This is a genomic window from Pseudomonas oryzae (assembly GCF_900104805.1).
GTDB lineage: Bacteria > Pseudomonadota > Gammaproteobacteria > Pseudomonadales > Pseudomonadaceae > Geopseudomonas > Geopseudomonas oryzae.
This window is the reverse complement of record NZ_LT629751.1, coordinates 2302739-2323643: the sequence shown is the minus strand read 5'-3', so window position 1 is coordinate 2323643 and position 20905 is coordinate 2302739. Positions and strand designations below refer to the sequence as shown.

Below are 20905 nucleotides of genomic sequence, written 5' to 3'. Positions count from 1 at the left end.
TTATTCGGCCAGCAGGCGGACCAGGGTCTGGTAGTAGATCTCGGTAAGCAGGTCCAGATCGCTGGCCAGCACCCGCTCGTTGATCTGGTGGATGGTGGCGTTGACCGGGCCGAGCTCGACCACCTGGGTGCCGAGGGTGGCGATGAAGCGTCCGTCCGAAGTGCCGCCGGTGGTGGAGGCGACGGTGTCGCGGCCGGTGACCGCCTTGATGCTGGCGGCGACCGCATCGAGCAGCGCGCCCGGCTCGGTGAGGAACGGCAGGCCGGACAGCGACCACTCGATCTGCCACTTGAGGCCGTGCTTGTCGAGGATCGCCTCGACGCGCTGCTGCAGACCTTCGACGGTCGACTCGGTGGAGAAGCGGAAGTTGAACAGCGCCGTCAGCTCGCCGGGAATGACGTTGGTGGCGCCGGTGCCGGAGTGGAGGTTGGAGATCTGGAAGCTGGTCGGCGGGAAGAACGCGTTGCCGGCGTCCCAGTGCTCGGCGGCCAGCTCGGCCAGCGCCGGAGCGACCAGGTGGATGGGGTTCTGCGCCAGGTGCGGGTAGGCGACGTGGCCCTGCACGCCCTGGATGCGCAGCTTGCCGTTGAGCGAGCCGCGGCGGCCGTTCTTGACGATGTCGCCGACCTGCGAGGTGCTCGACGGTTCGCCGACGATGCACCAGTCCAGGCGCTCGCCGCGCGCCGCCAGGCGCTCGACCACCGCCTGGGTACCGTGCACGGCCGGGCCTTCCTCGTCGCTGGTGATCAGGAAGGCGATGGCGCCGCTATGCTGCGGGTAGTCGGCGACGAAGCGCTCGACGGCGACCAGCATGGCCGCCAGGCTGCCTTTCATGTCGGCGGCGCCACGGCCACAGAGCATGCCGTCGGCGTCGATCAGCGCCTCGAACGGCGGATGCTGCCAGGCCTCCAGCGGGCCGGTCGGCACCACGTCGGTGTGCCCGGCGAAGCACAGCACCGGACCCTCGCCGCCGCGACGGGCCCAGAAGTTCTCCACGTTCTCGATGTTGATCGGCTCCACGGCGAAGCCGCAGGCGGCCAGGCGCTCCATCATCAGCTGCTGGCAACCCTCGTCCAGCGGAGTGACGGAGGCGCGGCGAATCAGCTCGCAGGCCAGTTCGAGGGTGGGGGAGAGGGTGGTCATGCAGGCTCCGGAACAGCGGCAGAAAAACGGACGGCTATCTTAATGCAAAACGGCCGGACTGATCGTGCCAGAGGGATGCTCCATCAACGACGTGCAAGACCCCGGGGCCTGTGATGCGGTGAGCATTTGCGATATTTCGAGCGCGGGCGATCGAACTTGTGAGAGCTGGTTGGGATCAAAGAAATCATGGCTTGCGTAGCCTGCGGAAGATCAAACCAGCTCAACCCCCAATGGAGGTTCTCATGGCAAAGAGCAAGAAAGGTGGCACCCAGGGTCTGCAACTGATCGGCACGGATTTCGATGATCACCTGGTCGGTGGCAATGGCAACGACTTGATCGACGGCGGTCTCGGCTATGACGTGATCGACTACTCGGGCAGCTCGAAGGCGGTCAAGGTCAATCTGGCGGCCGGCACTGCCACTGGCCAGGGCAGCGATACCCTGCTCAACATCGAGGACGTGATCGGTTCCAAGGGTAGCGACAAGTTGACGGGTGACACCTACGGCAACATTCTCGACGGTGGCAAGGGCAATGACCACCTGGTCGGCAATGGTGGCGATGACTGGCTCATCGGCGGGGCGGGCAACGACAAGCTGATCGCTGGCTCAGGCGATGACTGGCTGGATGGCGGTGCCGGCAACGACAACATCTCTGCCGGCGATGGCGACAACGACATCTACGCTGGTGCCGGCAACGACAAGATCGTTGCGGGGGCCGGGTTCGACTTGATCGACGCTGGTGCGGGCAACGACAACATCTCCTCCGGCGCTGGCGACGATGATGTCTACGCCGGGGCAGGCAACGACAAGGTGACCGGCGGAGCGGGGGATGACTGGCTCTTCGGCGAGGACGGCAAGGACAACCTCATCGGTGGTGCTGGCGACGATCTCCTCAACGGGGGGAGTGGCGCGGACAATATGACCGGCGGTGCCGGCAACGACACCTACTATGTCGATAATGCCAAGGACAAGGTCAAGGAGAAGGCTGGCGAAGGGACCGACGATACCGTGGTTTCGACTTTCTCCTACAGCCTCGAGAAGCTGCAGGCTGTCGAAAACCTTACCCTTGCCGACAATGGTCTCGATATCGATGCGACCGGTAATGCTGCTGACAACCTCCTGATCGGTAACAGCGGTGACAACGTGTTGGAGGGACTGGCTGGCGATGACATCCTGGTCGGTGCCGAGGGTGACGACATCCTGATCGGTGGTGCTGGCGACGATATCTTCGTCTTCGACACTCTCGATGGTGTCGATAGCGTCGAGGATTTCACCTGGGATAGCGATCTGCTGGCCCTGGACTCGACTGTCTTCACCGCTTTCTCGGATCTGATGGGGAATCCCGTCCAGGTTGCCGAAGGTAACCTCGTGATGGGGGATGCCGCGCTCGACTCTGACGATTTCCTGATTTTCGATGACGCCACCGGTACTCTCTCCTACGACGCGGACGGCAACGGTGTTGGCGAAGCAGTGCAGATCGCCACCGTCGGCGTGCCCAGCCTCGAGGCAATCGACTTCGTGGTGGTCTGATATAAGCTGCTCCCCGTGAGACGAGAAAGGCTGCCGAATGGCAGCCTTTCTTTTTTTGCAGGGGAGATCTGCGCTCAGTCCCTCATCAAGGCGGCAGCATTTTTGCCTGCCCTGATGAGGGTGGTAGACATATCAGGCCGGCACCTCGTCCGCCCGCGCCTCGGGCTTGGGCAGCGACGACAGCAGAGCCATCACCAGCGCGGCCAGGTAGGGCAGCGACTGGACCAGCAGGACGGTGACCCAGAAGAACACGTCCATGCCGGGCAGCGGCTGGGTCACGCTGATGCCGATGGCGGCGCCCCACAGCAGCAGCATGACGAACACCTCCTCGCGGGCTTCCGCCAGGGCGACCATCAGGCCGTGGCTGCTGCGCATCTTCGGTGTGCGGAAGAACGGGATGCTGCTGGTGAAGAAGCCGTACAGCACCGCCTTGGCGATGGTGTGCGACAGCGCCAGGCCAGCCATGGCAGCGGCGAAGGCGTCGCGCATGCGCACGCCGACGGCGCGGCGGTAGAGGAACAGGATCTTGCCCAGCTTGAACACGAACAGCGCCAGCGGCGGGATGGCGAAGATCATCAGCGGCGGGTCGACCCGGTGCGGCACGATGATCATCGCCGCCGACCACAGCAGGGCGCCGATGGTGAAGAAGATGTTCAGGCCGTCGGCGATCCACGGCAGCCAGCCGGCCACGAAGTGGTAGCGCTGGCCACGGGTCAGTTCGCTGTCCCGGCCCAGCAGCAGGCTGCCCAGGTGGCGCTTCATGATCTGGATGGCGCCGTAGGCCCAGCGGAAGCGCTGCTTCTTGAAGTCGATGAAGGTGTCGGGCATCACGCCCTTGCCGTAGCTGTTCTCATAGTAGGCGGCGGACAGGCCCTTCTCGAACACCCGCAGGCCCAGCTCGGCGTCCTCGGTGATGCACCACTCGGCCCACTTCAGCTCGTCGAGCACCGACTTGCGGGTCATGGTCATGGTGCCGTGCTGGATGATGGCGTCACGCTCGTTACGGGTCACCATGCCGATGTGGAAGAAGCCCTTGTACTCGGCATAGCAGAGCTTCTTGAACAGCGACTCGTGCTCGTCGCGGTAGTCCTGCGGCGACTGCACGATGGCGATCTTCGGATCGGCGAAGTGCGGCACCATGTGCTTGAGCCAGTCGGGGCCGACGCAGTAGTCGGAGTCGATCACCGCGACCACCTCGGCATCCGGCGCGGTGCGCTCCAGGGCGTAGTTGAGGGCGCCGCCCTTGAAGCCGGCCAGCGGCGCGACGTGGAAGAAGCGGAAGCGCGGGCCGAGGGTGGCGCAGTGGGCCTCCACGGGCTGCCAGACCGCCGGATCCTTGGTGTTGTTGTCGATCACCAGGACTTCGAAGTCCGGATAGTCGAGGCGCGCCAGGGCGTTGAGGGTCTGCTTGACCATCTCCGGCGGCTCGTTGTAGCAGGGCACGTGGATCGACACCTTGGGCCGGTAGGCGCTGTCGCCGGTCACCGGCGGGAACGGACGGCGGCGCTTCTGCAGCCAGACCGCCTCGGCCAGCTCATGGGCCTCGGTGAGCAGCACGATCATCACGCCGAGGGCGCCGATGGCCAGCAGGACACCGACCAGGGTACTGAACCAGTTGCTGTACTGCTGACTGTAGTCGTAGGCGATCCACACCAGCATGGTGGCGGCGAGGAACGCGACCACGGTCAGGAAGGTGCGTCCGCGCTGGCGCATGGCGCTGCCGTCGATCAGCAGCAGGGCCAGGGCGAGCAGGGCCAGTACCCCGGAGGCGGTGGCCAGCAGGCGCCATTGCGGAATTTCCACCACCGGCCCGGCGAACGGGAACTTGGGCTGGCGGTCGGCGTTGTAGACGCCCCAGTAGGCGCCGACCGAGCCTTCGTCGCTGGCCTTCCACGGCTGGTCGAAGGCTTCGATGACGAAGTAGTTGTAGCCCTTGGCGTTCAGCTTGTTGACCAGGGTGCGCAGGTAGATGGCCTGGTCGGCCTGGTTGGCTTCGGCGCCGCCACGGGTACGGCCGTTGCTCGGCCAGCCGACTTCGCCCAGCAGCAGCGGCTTCTTCGGGAACATCTTCTTCAGTTCGCGGGCACGGTCGAGGACGAAGTCGACCGAGTCCTCGCGCGGCACGAACTCCCAGTAGGGCAGGACGTGGGCGGCGATCAGGTCGACGTGCCTGGCCAGCTCCGGATACTTCTGCCAGATGTGCCACTGCTCGGCGGTGGTCACCGGTACCTTGAGCGCACCGCGCACGCGATCCAGATAGCCGATCAGTTGCTCGGGCGTGACCTCCTCGCGGAACAGGGCTTCGTTGCCGACGACGACCCGCACGACGCTGCGCTCGCGCTTGGCGATCGCGATGCCACGCTCGATCTGCGACTCGTTGGCCGCCTCGTCGTTGGTCAGCCAGATCCCCAGGGTCACGCGCAGGCCTGCTTCCTCCGCCAGGCGCGGGATTTCGGCCTGAATGCCGTCGACCGAGTAGGTGCGGATGTTGTCGGTGTGGCTGCTCAGCAGTTCGAGGTCGGCGCGCACCTCGTCTTCGCTGGGGTAGACGCCTTCCTGCGGGTTCTGGTGCAGGCGGAACGGGGCGTAGGAGAAGCCGGAGATCTGGTCGGGCCAGTCCGGAGCCTCCACGGGTTGGTTGAACCAGGCCCACAGGCCGGTGAACAGGGAAGCCACGGCCACGACCATGACCAGGTTGAGACCCAATTTGCGAGCAGACATGTATGCAGGGTTCCAGGAAGAGGAACAGGGGAGAATGCCGGCGGCCGCCGACGCGCGCGCATCCTACTCTGTGGCCAGAAGGCTGTACAGGGGCGCCACGGCTGTCCGTACTGCCAATCTGACAGTCACCGCAGCCGCGGGTTCGCTGGGCGTGCGTCGGCGGCGAATCTATAATGCGCCACGCATTTTTCCGGGGGTGTCATGCAGATCGACGAGCAGCGTTTTGGCGGCATTGCCCGCCTTTATGGTCGCCAGGGACTCGAGCGCCTGGCCGCGGCCCATGTGGCGGTGGTCGGCATCGGCGGCGTCGGTTCCTGGGCCGCCGAGGCGCTGGCGCGCAGCGGTGTCGGCGAGATCTCGCTGTTCGACCTCGACGACGTCTGCGTGACCAACACCAACCGGCAGATCCATGCCCATGCCGGCAATATCGGTCGCGCCAAGGTCGAGGCGATGGCCGAGCGCATCCGCGCCATCAACCCCGACTGCACGGTGCATGCGGTGGCCGACTTCGTCACTCGCGAGACCATGGCCGAGTGCATCACCGAGCAGCTCGACGGAGTGATCGACTGCATCGACAGCGTGGCGGCCAAGGCGGCGCTGATCGCCTGGTGCAAGCGGCGCAAGATCCAGATCGTCACCACCGGCGGCGCCGGCGGGCAGATCGATCCGACCCAGATCCAGGTCGCCGACCTCAACAAGACCTTCAACGACCCGCTGGCGGCCAAGGTGCGCTCGACCCTGCGCCGCGACTACGGCTTCTCGCGCACGCCGGGGCGGACCTACAGCGTGCCCTGCGTGTTTTCCAGCGAGCAGCTGCGCTACCCCAAGCCGGACGGCAGCGTCTGCCAGGCCAAGGGCTTCGTCGGCGAGGGGGTACGCCTGGACTGCGCCGGCGGCTTCGGTGCGGTGATGATGGTCACCGCCAGCTTCGGCATGGTCGCCGCGGCGCGGCTGGTCGACAAGCTGGTAGCCGGCGCGCGGCGCCCGGCGGAGCGCAGGGCGGCGTCGGCCGAGTAACCGGACAGGCCGGTCGTAGGGTAGAGGACTCGCGCAACGATCAGCTACCGACGCCCCGTGCGCCCGATGGTGGGCAATCTCTCCGGTAGGGGCGAATTCATTCGCCAGCGCGGTCCCGTCAGGCGAATGAATTCGCCCCTACAGGGAGATTCCGGCGGCCAGCTCGCGGATCCGCGCGAGCACCGCATTCAGTCCGTTGCTGCGCGAAGGCGACAGCTGGCGCCCCAGGCCGAGCTGGGCGAACCAGTCGGCCACGTCCACCTCGGCCAGTTCGGCGGCGCTCAGGCCGTTGACCCGCAGCAGCAGCAGGGCGAGCAGGCCGCGCAGCAGGCGGGCGTCGCTGCCGGCGCGAAACTGCAGGTGCGCGCCGGCGTGGCCGGGCACCAGCCACACCGTGCTCTCGCAGCCATGGACGCGGTTGCTCTCGCAGCGCTCTTCTTCCGTCAGCGGCTCCAGGCGCTCGCCCCACTGCATCAGCAGGCGTGCGCGTTGCTCCCAGCCAGGGCAGTTGGCGAAGGCGTCCAGGGCCTCGCGGGCGGCGGCCGGCAGGCTCATCGCAGCAGCTCCAGGGCGTGATTGAGGGCGGCGAAGAAACGCTCCAGATCGTCGCCGTCGCTGTACAGCCCGAGTGACACGCGCACCGCTCCCGGCATGCCGAGGCGGCGCAGCAGCGGCATCGCGCAGTGCTGGCCGGCGCGCACGGCGATGCCCTGCTCGCTGAGCAGATGGGAGAGGTCGGCGTTGTGCACGCCTTCGACCACGAAGCTGGCCAGTGCGGTGTGCGGTTCGCTCAGCAGGTGCAGGCCGTCGAAGCTGCGCAGCCCCTTGAGCAGGCGCTGGTGCAGGGCGCTCTCGTGGCCGGCGATGGCCTCGTCGTCCTGCGCGCCCAGGTAGTCCAGCGCGGCGCCCAGGCCGATGGCGGCGGCGATCGGTGGCGTGCCGGCCTCGAACCCCAGGGGCGGCGGACGGAAGTGGGCCTCCTGGTAGTCGGCGTATTGCACCATCTCGCCACCGAACTGCCAGTGCTGCAGGCGGGCGAGGGCGCGGCGGCGCCCATAGAGCACGCCGATGCCGTCCGGGGCGTACAGCTTGTGTCCGGAGAACAGGTAGAAGTCGCAGCCCAGCGCCTGCATGTCGTGGCGGCCATGGACCACGCCCTGGGCGCCGTCGACCACGGTCAGCGCATCCTGGGCGCGGGCCAGGGCCAGCAGTTGCGCCAGTGGCTGCCAGCGGCCGAGCACGTTGGACAGCTGGCTGACCGCCAGCAGGCGGGTGCGCGGGCCGATCAGCGCGCTGGCCTGCTCCAGGTCGACGTCGCCGGCAGCATCCAGCGGCAGGATCACCAGCTTGAGGCCGCGGCGCTGCGCCAGCTGCTGCCAGGGCAGCAGATTGGCGTGGTGCTCGAGGGCGCTGACGGCGATCTCGTCGCCCGCGCGCAGCAGGTGCTCGAGACCGTAGGCCAGCAGGTTGAGGCCCTCGGTGGTGCCGCGGGTGAAGACGATCTCGTCGGGGCTGTCCGCGTTCAGCCACTGCGCGACCTTCTGTCGGGCGCCCTCGAAGGCCAGGGTCGCGCGTTCACCCGGAGCATGCTGGGCGCGATGCACGTTGGCGGCGCCGCCGACGTAGTAGTCGAGCAGGGCATCCAGCACGATCTGCGGCTTCTGCGCGGTGGCGGCGCTGTCCAGGTAGGTCTGGGCGCCGGCGATGAAGGCGGCGAAGGCCGGGAAGTCGGCGCGCCAGGGAGAGGGCAGGGACATGGTGGCTCCTGTCAGGGGCGGTCCCGGTAGGGCGGTTAGCGGTAGGGTGGACAACGCGCGCAGCGCTTGTCCACCGCAGCGCGTCGTGGTGGACAAGGCTGCGCCGTTGTCCACCCTACGGACGCCGCTCAGTTGTGCGCGTGGAGCATCTCGTTCAGCTCGATCGCGGTCTTGTTGGTCTTGCACTCGACCGCGCCGGTCTGCGAGTTGCGGCGCAGCAGCAGGTCGTTCTGGCCGGCGATGTCGCGCGCCTTGACCACTTCCACCAGGTTGTTCCGCTCGTCGAGCACGGCGACCTTGGTGCCGGCAGTGATGTACAGGCCGGACTCCACGGTGCAGCGGTCGCCCAGCGGGATGCCGATGCCGGCGTTGGCGCCGATCAGGCAGCCTTCGCCGACGCTGATCACGATGTTGCCGCCGCCGGACAGGGTGCCCATGGTCGAGCAGCCGCCGCCGAGGTCCGAGCCCTTGCCGACGAACACGCCGGCGGAGACGCGGCCTTCGATCATGCCCGGGCCGGCGGTACCGGCGTTAAAGTTGACGAAGCCCTCGTGCATGATGGTGGTGCCTTCGCCGATGTAGGCGCCCAGGCGCACGCGGGCGGTATCGGCGATGCGCACGCCGCTCGGCACCACGTAGTCGGTCATCTTCGGGAACTTGTCCACCGAGAACACTTCCAGCAGCTCGCCCTTGATGCGGGCTTCCAGCTGGCGCTCGGCCAGTTCGCCGAGGTCGATGGCGCCCTCGTTGGTCCAGGCCACGTTGGGCAGCAGGGCGAAGATGCCGGCCAGGCTGGTGCCGTGCGGCTTGACCAGGCGATGGGACAGCAGGTGCAGCTTGAGGTACGCCTCCGGAGTGGTGGCGGGGGCGGCGTCCTCGGCGAGCAGCACGGCGACCAGCGGCTTGCGGCTCTCGGCCAGGCGGGTGAGCAGGGCGGCCTGGGCGGCGTCGATCTGCTTGAGGGCGCCGGCCAGGTCGTGGGCCTGGTGGTTGGTCATGGCGATGGTCTGGTTGCCGCCTGCGTAGCCGAGGATGGCGGCGGTGGCGGCGACCAGTTCGGCGGTCGGGGCGAGCAGCGGCTGGGCGAAGAAGACTTCCAGCCAGGCGCCCTGGCGGTTCTGGGTGCCGACGCCGAAGGCGATGCTGTAGAGGTTCTGCGACATGCGGATGTTTCCTTTCGAGAGTTGCGGGCGGCCGGCTCAGGCGAGCGCGGCGGCGTAGAGTTCCGGCTTGAAGCCGAGCAGGGTACGGTCGCCGAGGTCGAGCACCGGGCGCTTGATCATCGACGGCTGCGCGAGCATCAGCTCGATGGCGCGGGCCTGGTCGAGATCGGCCTTCTGCTCGTCGGCGAGCTTGCGGAAGGTGGTGCCGGCGCGGTTGAGCACCTTGTCCCAGCCGTGCTCGGCGCACCACTTCTCCAGGCTGGCGCGGTCGATGCCGGCGACCTTGTAGTCGTGGAACCGGTAGGCGACCCCCTGCTCGTCGAGCCAGGTGCGGGCCTTCTTCATGGTGTCACACGCTTTGATGCCGTACAGGCAGATTGCAGTCATCAGGGGCTCCGGGGGTCAGGCGAAGGCCAGGTACAGGCGATAGAACAGCGAGGACAGCATGACCAGCACGCCGCCCGCCATGAGCGCCACGCCGGCGTCGCTGTCGCGGCGGTTGTAGCCGACGCCGAGCAGCAGCATGCCGAAGGCGACCAGGGCGGTCATCACGTTGAGCGGGTTGTCCATCATCCCTGGCGCTTCTCCAGGTAAGCGCGGATGCGCTGGGCGGCCTCGACGCACTCGGCCAGCGGCGCGACCAAGGCCATGCGCACGCGGCCCGCGCCCGGATTGACGCCGTCCACTTCGCGCGACAGGTAGGAGCCGGGCACCACGGTGACGTGCTCGCGTTCGAACAGCTCGCGGGTGAAGGTGGTGTCGGCCACCGGGGTCTTCGCCCACAGGTAGAAGCCGCCGTCCGGGCGCTGCACGTCGAGCACGCCCTGCAGCACTTCCAGCACCGCGGCGAACTTCTCGCGATAGAGGTCGCGGTTGGCGCGCACGTGCGCCTCGTCGTTCCACGCGGCGATGCTGGCCAGCTGGGTCTGCACCGGCATGGCGCAGCCGTGGTAGGTGCGGTAGAGCAGGAACGGCTTGAGGATCTCGGCATCGCCGGCGACGAAGCCCGAGCGCAGGCCCGGCAGGTTGGAGCGCTTGGACAGGCTGTGGAACACCACGCAGCGTTTGAAGTCGCTGCGGCCCAGTTCGGCGCAGGCGCTCAGCAGGCCGGGCGGCGGGTTGTCCTCGTCGAAGTACAGCTCGCTGTAGCACTCGTCGGCGGCGATCACGAAGTCGTGCTCATCGGCCAGGGCGATCAGCTGCTTCAGGGTGTCCAGCGGCACCAGCGCGCCGGTGGGGTTGCCCGGCGAGCAGATGAACAGGATCTGGCAGCGTTGCCAGACCTCGGTCGGCACGGCGTCGAAGTCCGGGTTGAAGCCGTTCTCGGCCAGGCACGGCAGGTAGTGCGGCTGGGCGCCGGCGAGCAGGGTGGCGCCTTCGTAGATCTGGTAGAACGGATTGGGGCTGACCACCAGGGCGTCCGGTTCGCGGTTCACCACGGCCTGGGTGAAGGCGAACAGCGCCTCGCGGGTACCGTTGACCGGCAGCACGTGGCGGGCCGGATCGAGCCAGCCGCCCGGCACACCGAAGCGGCGCTCGCACCAGCGGGCAATGCTCTCGCGCAGCGCCGACAGGCCGATGGTGGTCGGATACACGGCGAGCTGGTCGAGGTTGTCGGCCAGCGCCTGGGCGACGAAATCCGGCGAGCGGTGCTTGGGCTCGCCGATGGACAGGGCGATCGGCTTCTTGTCAGCCGGCGGCTGGGCGCCGGCCAGCAGCGCGCGCAGCTTTTCGAACGGATAGGGCTGCAGAAGGTCGAGGGCTCGGTTCATCAAGAGATCCTGTTCAGAAGCGGATGCGGGACGGCGTGATCAGGCTGTCCGGGGTGTCGGAGAGCTGGCGGGCCAGGGATTCCTGCAGGCGGGCGCAGAGCTCCGGGTCGGCCAGCGGCTGGTTGTGTTCGTCGGTGACGAAGAATACGTCTTCCACGCGCTCGCCCAGGGTGGCGATCTTGGCGTTGAGCACCGACAGGTTGAAGTCGAGGAAGATCTGGCCGATGCGGGCCAGCAGGCCGGGGCGATCCGGGGCGATCACCTCGATGATGCTGAGCGGGCGCTGGGCGTCGGTGTGGATGGTCACCTGCGGGGCGAAGCCGAAGCTTTTCAGCTGGCGCGGCACGCGCCGCTTGATGATGCTGCTGTAGTCCTGCGGGTTCTTCAGCGCGTCGATCAGGCCCTGGCGAATCTCGCGGATGCGCTGCGGATCGTCGCCGATCGAGCCGCCGTCGGCGTCCAGCACCACGTAGGTGTCGAGGGTGAACTGGCTGGTCGAGGTGAGGATGCGCGCGTCCTGGATGTTCAGGTTGAGCTGGTCCATCGCCGCCACGGTCACCGCGAAGAAGTCGTGCTGGTCGGGCGCGTAGATGAAGATCTGCGTGCCGCCCTCGAACTCGCGCTGGGTGGTTTCCTTGATCAGCACCAGCGGCGCGCCGTCATGGGGGTGCTGGAGGATCGCCTCGGTGTGCCAGGCGATGTCCTCGGGGCTGTGGCGCAGGAAGTAGTCGTCGCCCAGTTGCGCCCACAGCTGCTCGGCGGCGTCGCCGTCGACCTGGCCGCGGCTGCGCAGCAGGTCGAGGGCGGCATGCTGGTTCTCGCGGATGCGCTCCTCGCGGTCGAGCGGGTTTTCCAGGCCGCGGCGCAGGGCGCGCTTGGTCTCGGCGTACAGCTGGCGCAGCAGCGAGGCGCGCCACGAGTTCCACAGCGTCGGGTTGGTGGCGTTGATGTCGGCCACGGTCAGCACGTACAGGTAGTCGAGGTGGACCTGATCGCCGACGGCGCGGGCGAAGTCGTGGATCACCTGCGGATCGGAGAGGTCCTTGCGCTGCGCGGTGGTCGACATCAGCAGGTGGTTGCGCACCAGCCAAGCGATCAGCCGGCTGTCCCACGGTGGCAGGTGGTGGCGCGCGCAGAAGTCCAGCGCGTCCCGGGCGCCCAGTTCGGAGTGGTCGCCGCCGCGGCCCTTGGCGATGTCGTGGTAGAGCCCGGCGAAATACACCAGCTCGGGCTTGGGCAGCTTGGCCATCAGCTCGCTGGCCAGCGGGAACTTCTCGGCCATGTCCGGGCGGTTGAGCTTGCGCAGGTTCTTGATCAGGTTGAGTGTATGCGCGTCGACTGTATAGATGTGGAACAGGTCGTGCTGCATCTGGCCGACGATGTGGCCGAACTCCGGCAGGTAGCGGCCGAGGATGCCGTAGCGGTTCATCCGCCGCAGGTTGCGGTGGATGCCCTCGTGCGACTTGAACAGCTCGACGAACAGGCTGGTGTTGCGGATATCGTGGCGGAACTTGTCGTCGATCAGGTGGCGGTGGTCGCGCAGCAGGCGGATGGTGTCCGAGCGCACGCCGCGGATCTCCGGGTGCTGGGCCATCAGCACGAAGACCTCGAGGATGGCGCTGGGGCTGCGCTTGAACACGTTCGGGTGGATCGCCTCGATGAAGCCGTCGCGCACCTGGAAGCGCGCGTTGAGCTGGCGCGGCGGGGCGGGGTCGGGCTGCTCGAGGAGCAGCTCCTCGAGGGTCTGGTTGACCAGGTCGCTCAGCTCGGCGGCGGCCATCACCACCCGGTAGTACTTCTGCATGAACTGCTCGACCGCGAGCTTGGTGTCGCTGGCCTCGAAGCCGAGCAGGCCGGCCAGGCGGCGCTGGTGGTCGAACAGCAGACGGTCCTCGGCGCGCCCGGCGATCATGTGCAGGGCGTAGCGCACCTTCCACAGGAAGGTCTGGCTGGAGGTCAGCAGGTTGTATTCGTTGTCGGTCAGCAGGCCGCGGGTGACCAGGGTTTCCAGGCTGAGGGTGCCGTACTGCCGGCAGATGACCCAGAGGATGTGTTGCAGGTCGCGCAGGCCGCCGGGCGAACCCTTGACGTTGGGCTCGAGGTTGTACTCGGTGTCGTTGTACTTGGCGTGGCGGGCGCGCTGCTCGGCGCGCTTGGCGAGGAAGAACTCGCGCGCCGGCCACATGTACTGGGTACCGGTGGCGGCGCGCATGCGCTGGCGCAGCTCGTCCGGCCCGGCGATGGTGCGGCTTTCCATCAGGTTGGTGATCACCGTCAGGTCGGCGCGCGCCTCGCTGGCGCACTCCTCTATCGAGCGCACGCTCTGGCCGATCTCCAGGCCGATGTCCCACAGCAGGGTGAGGAAGCCCTCGATCGGCTCGCGCAGGGCTTCGTGCTGGGCGCCGTCGAGGAGGATCAGGATGTCGATGTCCGAGTGCGGGTGCAGCTCGCCGCGGCCGTAGCCGCCGACCGCGACCAGGGCCACGTTGTCCTGGCTGCCCCAGTCGAAGCGTGCCCAGGCCTCGCGCAGGATCTGGTCGACGAACCAGGCGCGCCCGGTGATCAGGTTGCGGATGTCGCAGGTGGCGGAGAAGCGCTCGTCTAGTACTTCGCCCGCCCGGCGGATGGCCTTCTTGAAGGCGGGTATCGGGCTGCTCTTCAGCGCCAGCTCAGCCTGGAACTGGCCGCGGTCGAACAGTTCGTTGTCCACATCCGTCGGGTGCATCGGGCGTTCTCCTGTCGCTGGTGGTGCTGATCAGGGCAGGCAGCGGGCGATGGTGTCGTCGCTGCGCAGGGTCAGGATCTCGCAGCCGCTGTCGGTCACCAGGATGGTGTGCTCGTACTGGGCGGACAGCTTGCGATCCTTGGTGATGGCGGTCCAGCCATCGCCGAGCAGGCGGGTCTCGTGGCGGCCCTGGTTGATCATCGGCTCGATGGTGAAGGTCATCCCCGCCTTCAGCTCCAGGCCGGTGCCGGCGCGGCCGTAGTGCAGCACCTGCGGCTCCTCGTGGAACACGTTGCCAATGCCGTGGCCGCAGTACTCGCGGACCACCGAGTAGCCGTTCTTCTCGGCGTGCTTCTGGATGATCTCGCCGATGTCGCCCAGGCGCGCGCCGGGACGCACCACCGAGATGCCCTTGTACAGGCATTCCTGGGTGACCTGGCACAGGCGGGTGGCCCACTCGGGCACCTTGCCGACCATGAACATCTTGCTGGTGTCGCCGAAGTAGCCGTCCTTGATCACGGTGATGTCGATGTTGAGGATGTCGCCATCCTTCAGCGGCTTGTCATTGGGGATGCCGTGGCAGACCACGTGGTTGAGCGAGGTGCAGATCGACTTGGGGAAGCCCTTGTAGTTGAGCGGCGCCGGTATGGCCTGCTGCACGTCGACGATGTAGTCGTGGCACAGGCGGTTGAGTTCGTCGGTGGTGACCCCGGCCTTGACGTGGGGCTCGATCATTTCCAGCACGTCGGCGGCCAGGCGGCCGGCCACGCGCATTTTCTCGATTTCCTCGGGGGTCTTGATGGTGACGGTCATCAGTTCTCTCTGGTGCGGGGCGCCCGCTCTGGTAAACAGGAAAGGTTGGCATTCTAACAGAGGCGGACGCGCCTGCGGGCGGTCGCTGCGGCGTCGCCCGGGTTTCGTCCGGCGCGCAGGTATGGTATAAAGCGCGGCGCTTTTCGGGGTGGTCCCGGAAAGGCATCGAAACCACACACGCATCGACACAACTATCCTGGGTGCCCGCGAGGGTTGGATATTGGGGTGCGTGGAGGCCCAACCCGACTTATCTGAGGAAGAGAAATGTCCCAAGTCAACATGCGCGATATGCTCAAGGCCGGCTGCCACTTCGGTCACCAGACCCGTTACTGGAACCCGAAGATGGGCAAGTACATTTTCGGCGCGCGCAACAAGATCCACATTATCAACCTGGAAAAGACCCTGCCGATGTTCAACGAGGCCCTGGCCTTCGTTGAGAAGCTGGCAGCTGGCAAGAACAAGATCCTGTTCGTCGGCACCAAGCGCTCCGCTGGCAAGATCGTTCGCGAAGAGGCTACCCGCGCTGGTATGCCGTTCGTCGATCACCGCTGGCTCGGCGGCATGCTGACCAACTACAAGACCATCCGCGCCTCGATCAAGCGCCTGCGCGAGCTGGAAGTCCAGTCCCAGGACGGCACCTTCGAGAAGCTGACCAAGAAGGAAGCGCTGATGCGTTCGCGCGACCTGGAGAAGCTGGAGCGCAGCCTGGGCGGTATCAAGGAGATGGGCGGCCTGCCGGACGCGCTGTTCGTGATCGACGTCGACCACGAGCGCATTGCCATCACCGAAGCCAACAAGCTGGGCATCCCGGTCATCGGCGTCGTCGATACCAACAGCAGCCCGGAAGGCGTGGACTACATCATCCCGGGTAACGACGACGCCATCCGCGCCGTTCAGCTGTACCTGGGCTCCATGGCCGATGCCGTGCTGAGCGGCAAGTCCAAGGCCGGCGCCGGCGACGAGTTCGTCGAGGAAGCTCCGTCCGAAGCCGCTGAAGGCTGAGCGCACGCGCGCCGTCCAGCGTTATCCGGTGCGCAAAAAGGGGGCTAGGCCCCCTTTTTGCCACTTCCGAATTGCTATCCGGTTCGCCGGGTAAACAGTTTTAGAGCAACTCTAGAGGATTCCGAACATGGCAGAGATCACTGCAGCCCTGGTTAAAGAACTGCGCGAGCGTACCGGCCAAGGCATGATGGAGTGCAAGAAGGCTCTGGTTGCCGCCGATGGCGACATCGAGAAGGCCATCGACGACATGCGCGCCTCCGGCGCCATCAAGGCCGCCAAGAAGGCTGGCAACATCGCCGCCGAAGGCTCCATCGCCGTCAAGGTCGCTGCTGACAACAAGTCGGCCGTGATCGTCGAAGTCAACTCGCAGACCGACTTCCTGGCCCTGCAGGACGACTTCAAGGCCTTCGTCGCCGAGAGCCTGGAAGAGGCCTTCGCCAACGGCCTGACCGAAGTCGCTCCGCTGGTCGCCTCCCGTGAGGCCGCTCGTGAAGCTCTGGTCGCCAAGTGCGGCGAGAACGTCAACATCCGTCGCCTGACCCGCGTCGAGGGCGACGTGGTCGGCGCCTACCTGCACGGCCACCGTATCGGCGTGCTGGTGACCCTGAGTGGCGGCACCCCGGAGCTGGCTCGCGACATCGCCATGCACGTGGCTGCCAGCAACCCGCAGTTCCTCTCCCCGGCCCAGGTTTCCGAAGAAGCCATCGCCAAGGAAAAGGAAATCTTCCTGGCCCTGAACGCCGACAAGATCGCCGGCAAGCCGGAAAACATCGTCGAGAACATGGTCAAGGGCCGCATCAGCAAGTTCCTCGCCGAAGCCAGCCTGGTCGAGCAGCCGTTCGTCAAGGATCCGGAAGTCAAGGTCGGTGAGCTGGCCAAGAAGGCCGGTGCCGAAGTCGTTTCCTTCGTGCGCTACGAAGTGGGCGAGGGCATCGAGAAGGCCGAGGTCGACTTCGCTGCCGAAGTGGCTGCCCAGGTCGCTGCCAGCCAGCAGTAAGGTGGTCTGACGCCGTCGAAGAAAAGGCTGCCCGCTAGCGCGCGCAGCCTTTTCTTTGCGGCTCGACAGGCCGTGCCTGTCGGAAGTGCGCAGGGATTGCCGTTTTTTTAGTGCCATGGGGGCACGGATTTTTTCCGGTGCGGTCAAATCCGCGCCGGAGCGCGGAGAGCGCCGGCTTTTCGCAACATCACACTGCCAGGAGATTCGTATGGCCCAACTCAGTGGTCGCCAAGCCCGCTACAAACGTATTCTGCTCAAGCTCAGCGGGGAAGCGCTGATGGGCAGCGAGGACTTCGGGATCGATCCCAAGGTGCTCGATCGCATGGCCCTGGAGATCGGCCAGCTGGTTGGGATCGGCGTCCAGGTGGGGTTGGTCATCGGCGGCGGCAACCTGTTCCGCGGCGCGGCGCTGAGCGCGGCGGGCATGGATCGGGTGACCGGCGACCACATGGGCATGCTGGCCACGGTGATGAACTCGCTGGCCATGCGCGACGCCCTGGAGCGCTCGAGCATTCCGGCGCTGGTGATGTCCGCCATCTCCATGGTCGGGGTCACCGACCACTATGACCGGCGCAAGGCGATGCGTCATCTGAACGCCGGCGAGGTGGTTATCTTCTCGGCGGGTACCGGCAATCCGTTCTTCACCACCGATTCCGCCGCCTGCCTGCGCGCCATCGAGATCGATGCCGACCTGGTGCTGAAGGCCACCAAGGTCGATGGCGTGTACACTGCCGATCCGTTCAAGGATCCCAATGCCGAAAAATTCGAGCGCCTGACCTATGACGAGGTGCTCGATCGCAAGCTGGGCGTGATGGATCTGACCGCCATCTGCCTGTGCCGCGATCACAAGATGCCGCTGCGGGTGTTCAACATGAACAAGCCCGGAGCCTTGCTTAACATTGTTGTCGGGGGCGCCGAAGGCACCCTGGTCGAGGAGGGTTGAGAATGATCAACGAGATCAAGAAAGACGCGCAGGAGCGCATGAAGAAGTCCGTGGAGTCGCTGGATCACGCCTTCGCCAAGATCCGCACTGGTCGCGCCCATCCGAGCATCCTGGACGGCGTCATGGTGTCCTACTACGGTGTCGACACCCCGCTGCGCCAGGTGGCCAACGTGGTGGCCGAGGATTCGCGCACCCTGGCGCTGACCGTGTTCGACAAGAGCCTGATCCAGGCCGTCGAGAAGGCCATCATGACCTCCGACCTGGGCCTCAACCCGGCCACCGCCGGCACCACCATCCGCGTGCCGATGCCGGCCCTGACCGAGGAAACCCGCAAGGGCTACACCAAGCAGGCGCGCGCCGAGGCCGAGAACGCTCGCGTGGCGGTACGCAATATCCGTCGCGATGCCCTGGCCCAGCTCAAGGATCTGGTCAAGGAGAAGGAAATCAGCGAGGACGACGAGCGTCGCGCCGCCGACGAGGTGCAGAAGCTGACCGACAAGTACGTCGGCGAGATCGAGAAGGCCCTCGAGGCCAAGGAAGCCGATCTGATGGCCGTCTGACGGCCGGATGACTGTCATGGACAAGACAACGCAAGGCGCTTCCGTCCCGCGCCATGTTGCCATCATCATGGATGGCAACAACCGCTGGGCGAAGAAGCGGTTCATGCCCGGCGTCGCCGGCCACAAGGCCGGCGTCGACGCGGTGCGCGCGGTGATCGAGGTGTGTGCGGAAGAGGGGGTCGAGGTACTGACCCTGTTCGCCTTCTCCAGCGAGAACTGGCGGCGCCCGGAGGATGAAGTCGGCGCGCTGATGGAGCTGTTCCTCATGGCGTTGCGCCGCGAGGTGAAGAAGCTCGTCGCCAACGGTATCCGTCTGCGCATCCTGGGCGATCGCGCGCGCTTTCATCCCGAGCTGCAGGCGGCCATGGCGGAAGCCGAGGCGCAGACCTCCGGCGGAGAGCGCATGCTGCTGCAGGTGGCGGCCAACTATGGCGGCCAGTGGGACATCACCCAGGCCGCGCAGCGCCTGGCGCGCGAAGTCGCCGCCGGTCATCTGGCTGTCGACGAGATCACGCCCGATCTGCTGCAGCGTTGCCTGGCGACCGGCGAGCAGCCGCCGGTCGATCTGTGCATCCGCACCGGTGGCGAGCAACGCATCAGCAACTTCCTGCTCTGGCAGGTCGCCTACGCCGAGCTGTATTTTTCCGAGCTGCTCTGGCCGGACTTCAAGCACGAGGCGCTGCGCGCCGCGCTGATCGACTTCTCCCGGCGTCAGCGCCGTTTCGGCAAGACCAGCGAGCAGATCGCTGCGGAACAACGGAAGCCCACATGCTGAGACAGCGCATCATCACTGCCTTGTGGCTGCTGCCCATTGCCCTGGGCGGCTTCTTTCTGCTGCAGGGTGGCTGGTTTGCCCTGTTCATCGGTCTGGTCGTCACGCTCGGTGCCTGGGAGTGGGCGCATCTGGTCGGCTTCGATGCGCCGCGCCAGCGCGTCGGCTATGCCCTCGGCGTGGCGTTCCTGCTGCTGGTGCTCTATCAGCTGCCGCAGCTGGCAGGGCCGGTGATGGCCCTGGCGATCCTCTGGTGGCTGGCCGCCATCGGTCTGGTGCTCGGCTATCCGGGCAGCCAGCGCCTGTGGTGCAGTCGATTGGCGCGCATGACGATCGGCCTGCTGATCCTGGTGCCGGCCTGGCAGGGCCTGCAGCTGCTCAAGCACTGGCCGCAGGGCAACAGCCTGATCCTCGCGGTGATGGTGCTGGTCTGGGTGGCCGACATCGGTGCCTATTTCAGCGGCAAGCGCTTCGGGCGACGCAAGCTGGCCGTGCAGGTGAGCCCCGGCAAGAGCTGGGAAGGCCTCTACGGTGGTCTGGCCGGCAGCCTGCTGGTCACCCTGCTGGTCGGCCTGTACCGCGACTGGGCGGCGCGTGAGCTGATGATGGCGCTGCTCGGTGCGGCGCTGGTGGTGCTGATCTCGGTGGTCGGCGATCTGACCGAGAGCATGTTCAAGCGCCAGTCGGGGATCAAGGACAGCAGCAATCTGCTGCCCGGCCACGGCGGTGTGCTCGATCGCATCGACAGCCTGACCGCGGCAGTGCCGATGTTCGCCGTGCTGCTCTGGCTGCACGGCTGGGGTAGCCTGTGAAGCAGATAACCGTTCTCGGGGCGACCGGATCCATCGGTCTCTCCACTCTCGATGTGATCGCCCGTCACCCGCACGACTACCGCGTGTTCGCCCTGACCGGCTTCAGCCGGCTGGCCGAACTCGAGCGTCTGTGCCTGCTGCATCGCCCGCGTTATGCGGTGGTGCCGGACGACGACGCGGCGGTCTCCCTGCGTGCCAGCCTGGGCATTGCCGGGCTGGCAACCGAGGTGCTGGCTGGCGAGGCCGGCCTCTGCGAAGTGGCCGCCCATCCGGAGGTGGATGCGGTGATGGCGGCCATCGTCGGTGCCGCCGGCCTGCAGCCGACCCTGGCGGCAGTGCAGGCGGGCAAGCGCGTGCTGCTGGCCAACAAGGAGGCGCTGGTGATGTCCGGCGCGCTGTTCATGCAGGCGGTGCAGACGCATGGCGCCGAACTGCTGCCGATCGACAGCGAGCACAATGCCATCTTCCAGTGCATGCCCGGCGACTATGCGCGAGGCCTCGGCCAGGTCGGCGTGCGCCGCATCCTGCTCACCGCCTCCGGTGGGCCGTTCCGCAGCTGGCCGCTGGAGCGCATCGCCGAGGCGACCCCGCAACAGGCCTGCGCGCATCCCAACTGGGCGATGGGGCGCAAGATCTCGGTCGATTCGGCGAGCATGATGAACAAGGGGCTGGAGCTGATCGAGGCCTGCTGGCTGTTCGATGCCTCTCCGGCCCAGGTCGAGGTGGTGATCCATCCGCAGAGCGTGATCCACTCGCTGGTCGATTATGTCGACGGCTCGGTGCTGGCCCAGCTGGGAAATCCGGACATGCGTACACCGATCGCCCATGCTTTGGCCTGGCCGCGACGCATCGACTCCGGGGTAGCACCGCTGGACCTGTTCGCCATCGCCCGCCTCGATTTCGAGGCGCCGGACGAGCGGCGCTTTCCCTGCCTCAAACTGGCGCGCCAGGCCGCCGAGGCGGGCGGTACGGCGCCGGCGCTGCTCAACGCGGCCAACGAGGTGGCGGTGGCTGCATTCCTTGACGAGCGCATCCGCTTCGATGACATTGCCCGAATGATCGATGTGGTGCTGAATCGCATTCCCGTGGCCGCTGTCCGGGAGCTGGACGCGGTACTGCAGGCCGACGCCGAGGCGCGGGAAGTCGCGCGGGACTGGCTGGGCCGTAACGGACGTTGAG

General features: G+C 66.7%; 19 protein-coding genes. 9 read left to right on the top strand and 10 right to left on the bottom strand.

The annotated features are described in order from the left end of the window. A complete protein-coding gene (gene dapE, locus BLT78_RS10295; RefSeq protein ID WP_090348891.1) occupies nucleotides 1-1143 on the bottom strand; it encodes a succinyl-diaminopimelate desuccinylase in 1143 nt (380 codons plus the stop codon). A 242-nt stretch (nucleotides 1144-1385) separates the two neighbouring features. Here dapE and BLT78_RS10290 point away from each other — a divergent pair, with 242 nt between their 5' ends. Further along, on the top strand, nucleotides 1386-2672 hold the full coding sequence (locus BLT78_RS10290; protein WP_172830781.1) for a calcium-binding protein: 1287 nt from the start codon (nucleotides 1386-1388) through the stop codon (nucleotides 2670-2672). Nucleotides 2673-2804: 132 nt separating this feature from the next. Here BLT78_RS10290 and BLT78_RS10285 read toward each other — a convergent pair whose 3' ends face one another. Beyond that, nucleotides 2805-5393: a glycosyltransferase gene (locus BLT78_RS10285; protein WP_090348889.1), complete on the bottom strand. Its 2589-nt coding sequence runs from the start codon at nucleotides 5391-5393 to the stop codon at nucleotides 2805-2807. 201 nt (nucleotides 5394-5594) lie between these two features. On the opposite strand from BLT78_RS10285, the gene tcdA reads away from it, so the two are divergent. Continuing rightward, complete coding sequence (tcdA, locus tag BLT78_RS10280; protein ID WP_090348888.1) at nucleotides 5595-6410, top strand: tRNA cyclic N6-threonylcarbamoyladenosine(37) synthase TcdA; 816 nt, start codon at nucleotides 5595-5597, stop codon at nucleotides 6408-6410. Between the two features lie 138 nt (nucleotides 6411-6548). On the opposite strand, the gene BLT78_RS10275 is transcribed toward tcdA, so the two are convergent. From BLT78_RS10275 to map, 8 genes are all read right to left on the bottom strand, one after another. Then, nucleotides 6549-6965, bottom strand: a complete 417-nt coding sequence (locus BLT78_RS10275; protein ID WP_090348887.1) for a SufE family protein — start codon at nucleotides 6963-6965, stop codon at nucleotides 6549-6551. Further along, nucleotides 6962-8167 (bottom strand): aminotransferase class V-fold PLP-dependent enzyme, encoded by a 1206-nt coding sequence (locus tag BLT78_RS10270; protein ID WP_090348886.1) that lies wholly within the window; start codon nucleotides 8165-8167, stop codon nucleotides 6962-6964. The genes BLT78_RS10275 and BLT78_RS10270 overlap by 4 nt, the downstream gene beginning before the upstream one ends. A 128-nt stretch (nucleotides 8168-8295) precedes the next feature. Further along, nucleotides 8296-9330, bottom strand: coding sequence for a 2,3,4,5-tetrahydropyridine-2,6-dicarboxylate N-succinyltransferase (gene dapD, locus BLT78_RS10265; protein WP_090348885.1), 1035 nt, complete (start codon nucleotides 9328-9330; stop codon nucleotides 8296-8298). Nucleotides 9331-9366: 36 nt separating this feature from the next. Further along, complete coding sequence (locus BLT78_RS10260) at nucleotides 9367-9717, bottom strand: ArsC family reductase (RefSeq protein WP_090348884.1); 351 nt, start codon at nucleotides 9715-9717, stop codon at nucleotides 9367-9369. A gap of 15 nt (nucleotides 9718-9732) precedes the next feature. After that, nucleotides 9733-9903, bottom strand: a complete 171-nt coding sequence (locus BLT78_RS21405) for a hypothetical protein (RefSeq protein WP_157719524.1) — start codon at nucleotides 9901-9903, stop codon at nucleotides 9733-9735. After that, complete coding sequence (gene dapC, locus BLT78_RS10255) at nucleotides 9900-11102, bottom strand: succinyldiaminopimelate transaminase (RefSeq protein WP_090348883.1); 1203 nt, start codon at nucleotides 11100-11102, stop codon at nucleotides 9900-9902. The genes BLT78_RS21405 and dapC overlap by 4 nt, the downstream gene beginning before the upstream one ends. 13 nt (nucleotides 11103-11115) lie before the next feature. Next, nucleotides 11116-13827: a [protein-PII] uridylyltransferase gene (locus BLT78_RS10250; RefSeq protein WP_090348882.1), complete on the bottom strand. Its 2712-nt coding sequence runs from the start codon at nucleotides 13825-13827 to the stop codon at nucleotides 11116-11118. Nucleotides 13828-13857: 30 nt separating this feature from the next. Further along, nucleotides 13858-14640 (bottom strand): type I methionyl aminopeptidase, encoded by a 783-nt coding sequence (gene map, locus BLT78_RS10245; protein WP_090348881.1) that lies wholly within the window; start codon nucleotides 14638-14640, stop codon nucleotides 13858-13860. A 264-nt stretch (nucleotides 14641-14904) separates the two neighbouring features. Between map and rpsB the strand changes: the two genes are divergently transcribed. From rpsB to ispC, 7 genes are all read left to right on the top strand, one after another. Continuing rightward, on the top strand, nucleotides 14905-15642 hold the full coding sequence (rpsB, locus tag BLT78_RS10240) for a 30S ribosomal protein S2 (protein ID WP_090348880.1): 738 nt from the start codon (nucleotides 14905-14907) through the stop codon (nucleotides 15640-15642). A gap of 127 nt (nucleotides 15643-15769) precedes the next feature. After that, nucleotides 15770-16639 carry a translation elongation factor Ts gene (gene tsf / locus BLT78_RS10235; protein ID WP_090348879.1) on the top strand — a complete coding sequence of 290 codons (870 nt, stop codon included), beginning with the start codon at nucleotides 15770-15772 and terminating at the stop codon, nucleotides 16637-16639. A 208-nt stretch (nucleotides 16640-16847) separates the two neighbouring features. Further along, nucleotides 16848-17582, top strand: coding sequence for a UMP kinase (pyrH, locus tag BLT78_RS10230; RefSeq protein WP_090348878.1), 735 nt, complete (start codon nucleotides 16848-16850; stop codon nucleotides 17580-17582). 2 nt (nucleotides 17583-17584) lie between these two features. Then, entirely contained in the window at nucleotides 17585-18142 is a 558-nt protein-coding gene (frr, locus tag BLT78_RS10225) for a ribosome recycling factor (RefSeq protein WP_090348877.1), read from the top strand. 16 nt (nucleotides 18143-18158) lie between these two features. Further along, complete coding sequence (uppS, locus tag BLT78_RS10220; RefSeq protein WP_090348876.1) at nucleotides 18159-18917, top strand: polyprenyl diphosphate synthase; 759 nt, start codon at nucleotides 18159-18161, stop codon at nucleotides 18915-18917. Then, entirely contained in the window at nucleotides 18911-19726 is an 816-nt protein-coding gene (locus BLT78_RS10215; protein WP_090348875.1) for a phosphatidate cytidylyltransferase, read from the top strand. The genes uppS and BLT78_RS10215 overlap by 7 nt, the downstream gene beginning before the upstream one ends. After that, a complete protein-coding gene (ispC, locus tag BLT78_RS10210; protein ID WP_090348874.1) occupies nucleotides 19723-20904 on the top strand; it encodes a 1-deoxy-D-xylulose-5-phosphate reductoisomerase in 1182 nt (393 codons plus the stop codon). Before BLT78_RS10215 ends, ispC begins: the two co-directional genes overlap by 4 nt. The last annotated feature ends 1 nt before the right edge of the window (nucleotide 20905 follow it).

Coding starts and splice junctions, on each gene's coding strand:
- rpsB (WP_090348880.1), top strand. CDS start 14,905: ATGTCCCAAGTCAACATGCGCGATATGCTCAAGGCCGGCTGCCACTTC.
- tcdA (WP_090348888.1), top strand. CDS start 5,595: ATGCAGATCGACGAGCAGCGTTTTGGCGGCATTGCCCGCCTTTATGGT.
- dapE (WP_090348891.1), bottom strand. CDS start 1,143: ATGACCACCCTCTCCCCCACCCTCGAACTGGCCTGCGAGCTGATTCGC.
- map (WP_090348881.1), bottom strand. CDS start 14,640: ATGACCGTCACCATCAAGACCCCCGAGGAAATCGAGAAAATGCGCGTG.
- frr (WP_090348877.1), top strand. CDS start 17,585: ATGATCAACGAGATCAAGAAAGACGCGCAGGAGCGCATGAAGAAGTCC.
- dapD (WP_090348885.1), bottom strand. CDS start 9,330: ATGTCGCAGAACCTCTACAGCATCGCCTTCGGCGTCGGCACCCAGAAC.
- BLT78_RS10250 (WP_090348882.1), bottom strand. CDS start 13,827: ATGCACCCGACGGATGTGGACAACGAACTGTTCGACCGCGGCCAGTTC.
- BLT78_RS10215 (WP_090348875.1), top strand. CDS start 18,911: ATGCTGAGACAGCGCATCATCACTGCCTTGTGGCTGCTGCCCATTGCC.
- BLT78_RS10290 (WP_172830781.1), top strand. CDS start 1,386: ATGGCAAAGAGCAAGAAAGGTGGCACCCAGGGTCTGCAACTGATCGGC.
- uppS (WP_090348876.1), top strand. CDS start 18,159: ATGGACAAGACAACGCAAGGCGCTTCCGTCCCGCGCCATGTTGCCATC.
- BLT78_RS21405 (WP_157719524.1), bottom strand. CDS start 9,903: ATGATGGACAACCCGCTCAACGTGATGACCGCCCTGGTCGCCTTCGGC.
- tsf (WP_090348879.1), top strand. CDS start 15,770: ATGGCAGAGATCACTGCAGCCCTGGTTAAAGAACTGCGCGAGCGTACC.
- BLT78_RS10275 (WP_090348887.1), bottom strand. CDS start 6,965: ATGAGCCTGCCGGCCGCCGCCCGCGAGGCCCTGGACGCCTTCGCCAAC.
- BLT78_RS10270 (WP_090348886.1), bottom strand. CDS start 8,167: ATGTCCCTGCCCTCTCCCTGGCGCGCCGACTTCCCGGCCTTCGCCGCC.
- BLT78_RS10285 (WP_090348889.1), bottom strand. CDS start 5,393: ATGTCTGCTCGCAAATTGGGTCTCAACCTGGTCATGGTCGTGGCCGTG.
- dapC (WP_090348883.1), bottom strand. CDS start 11,102: ATGAACCGAGCCCTCGACCTTCTGCAGCCCTATCCGTTCGAAAAGCTG.
- pyrH (WP_090348878.1), top strand. CDS start 16,848: ATGGCCCAACTCAGTGGTCGCCAAGCCCGCTACAAACGTATTCTGCTC.
- BLT78_RS10260 (WP_090348884.1), bottom strand. CDS start 9,717: ATGACTGCAATCTGCCTGTACGGCATCAAAGCGTGTGACACCATGAAG.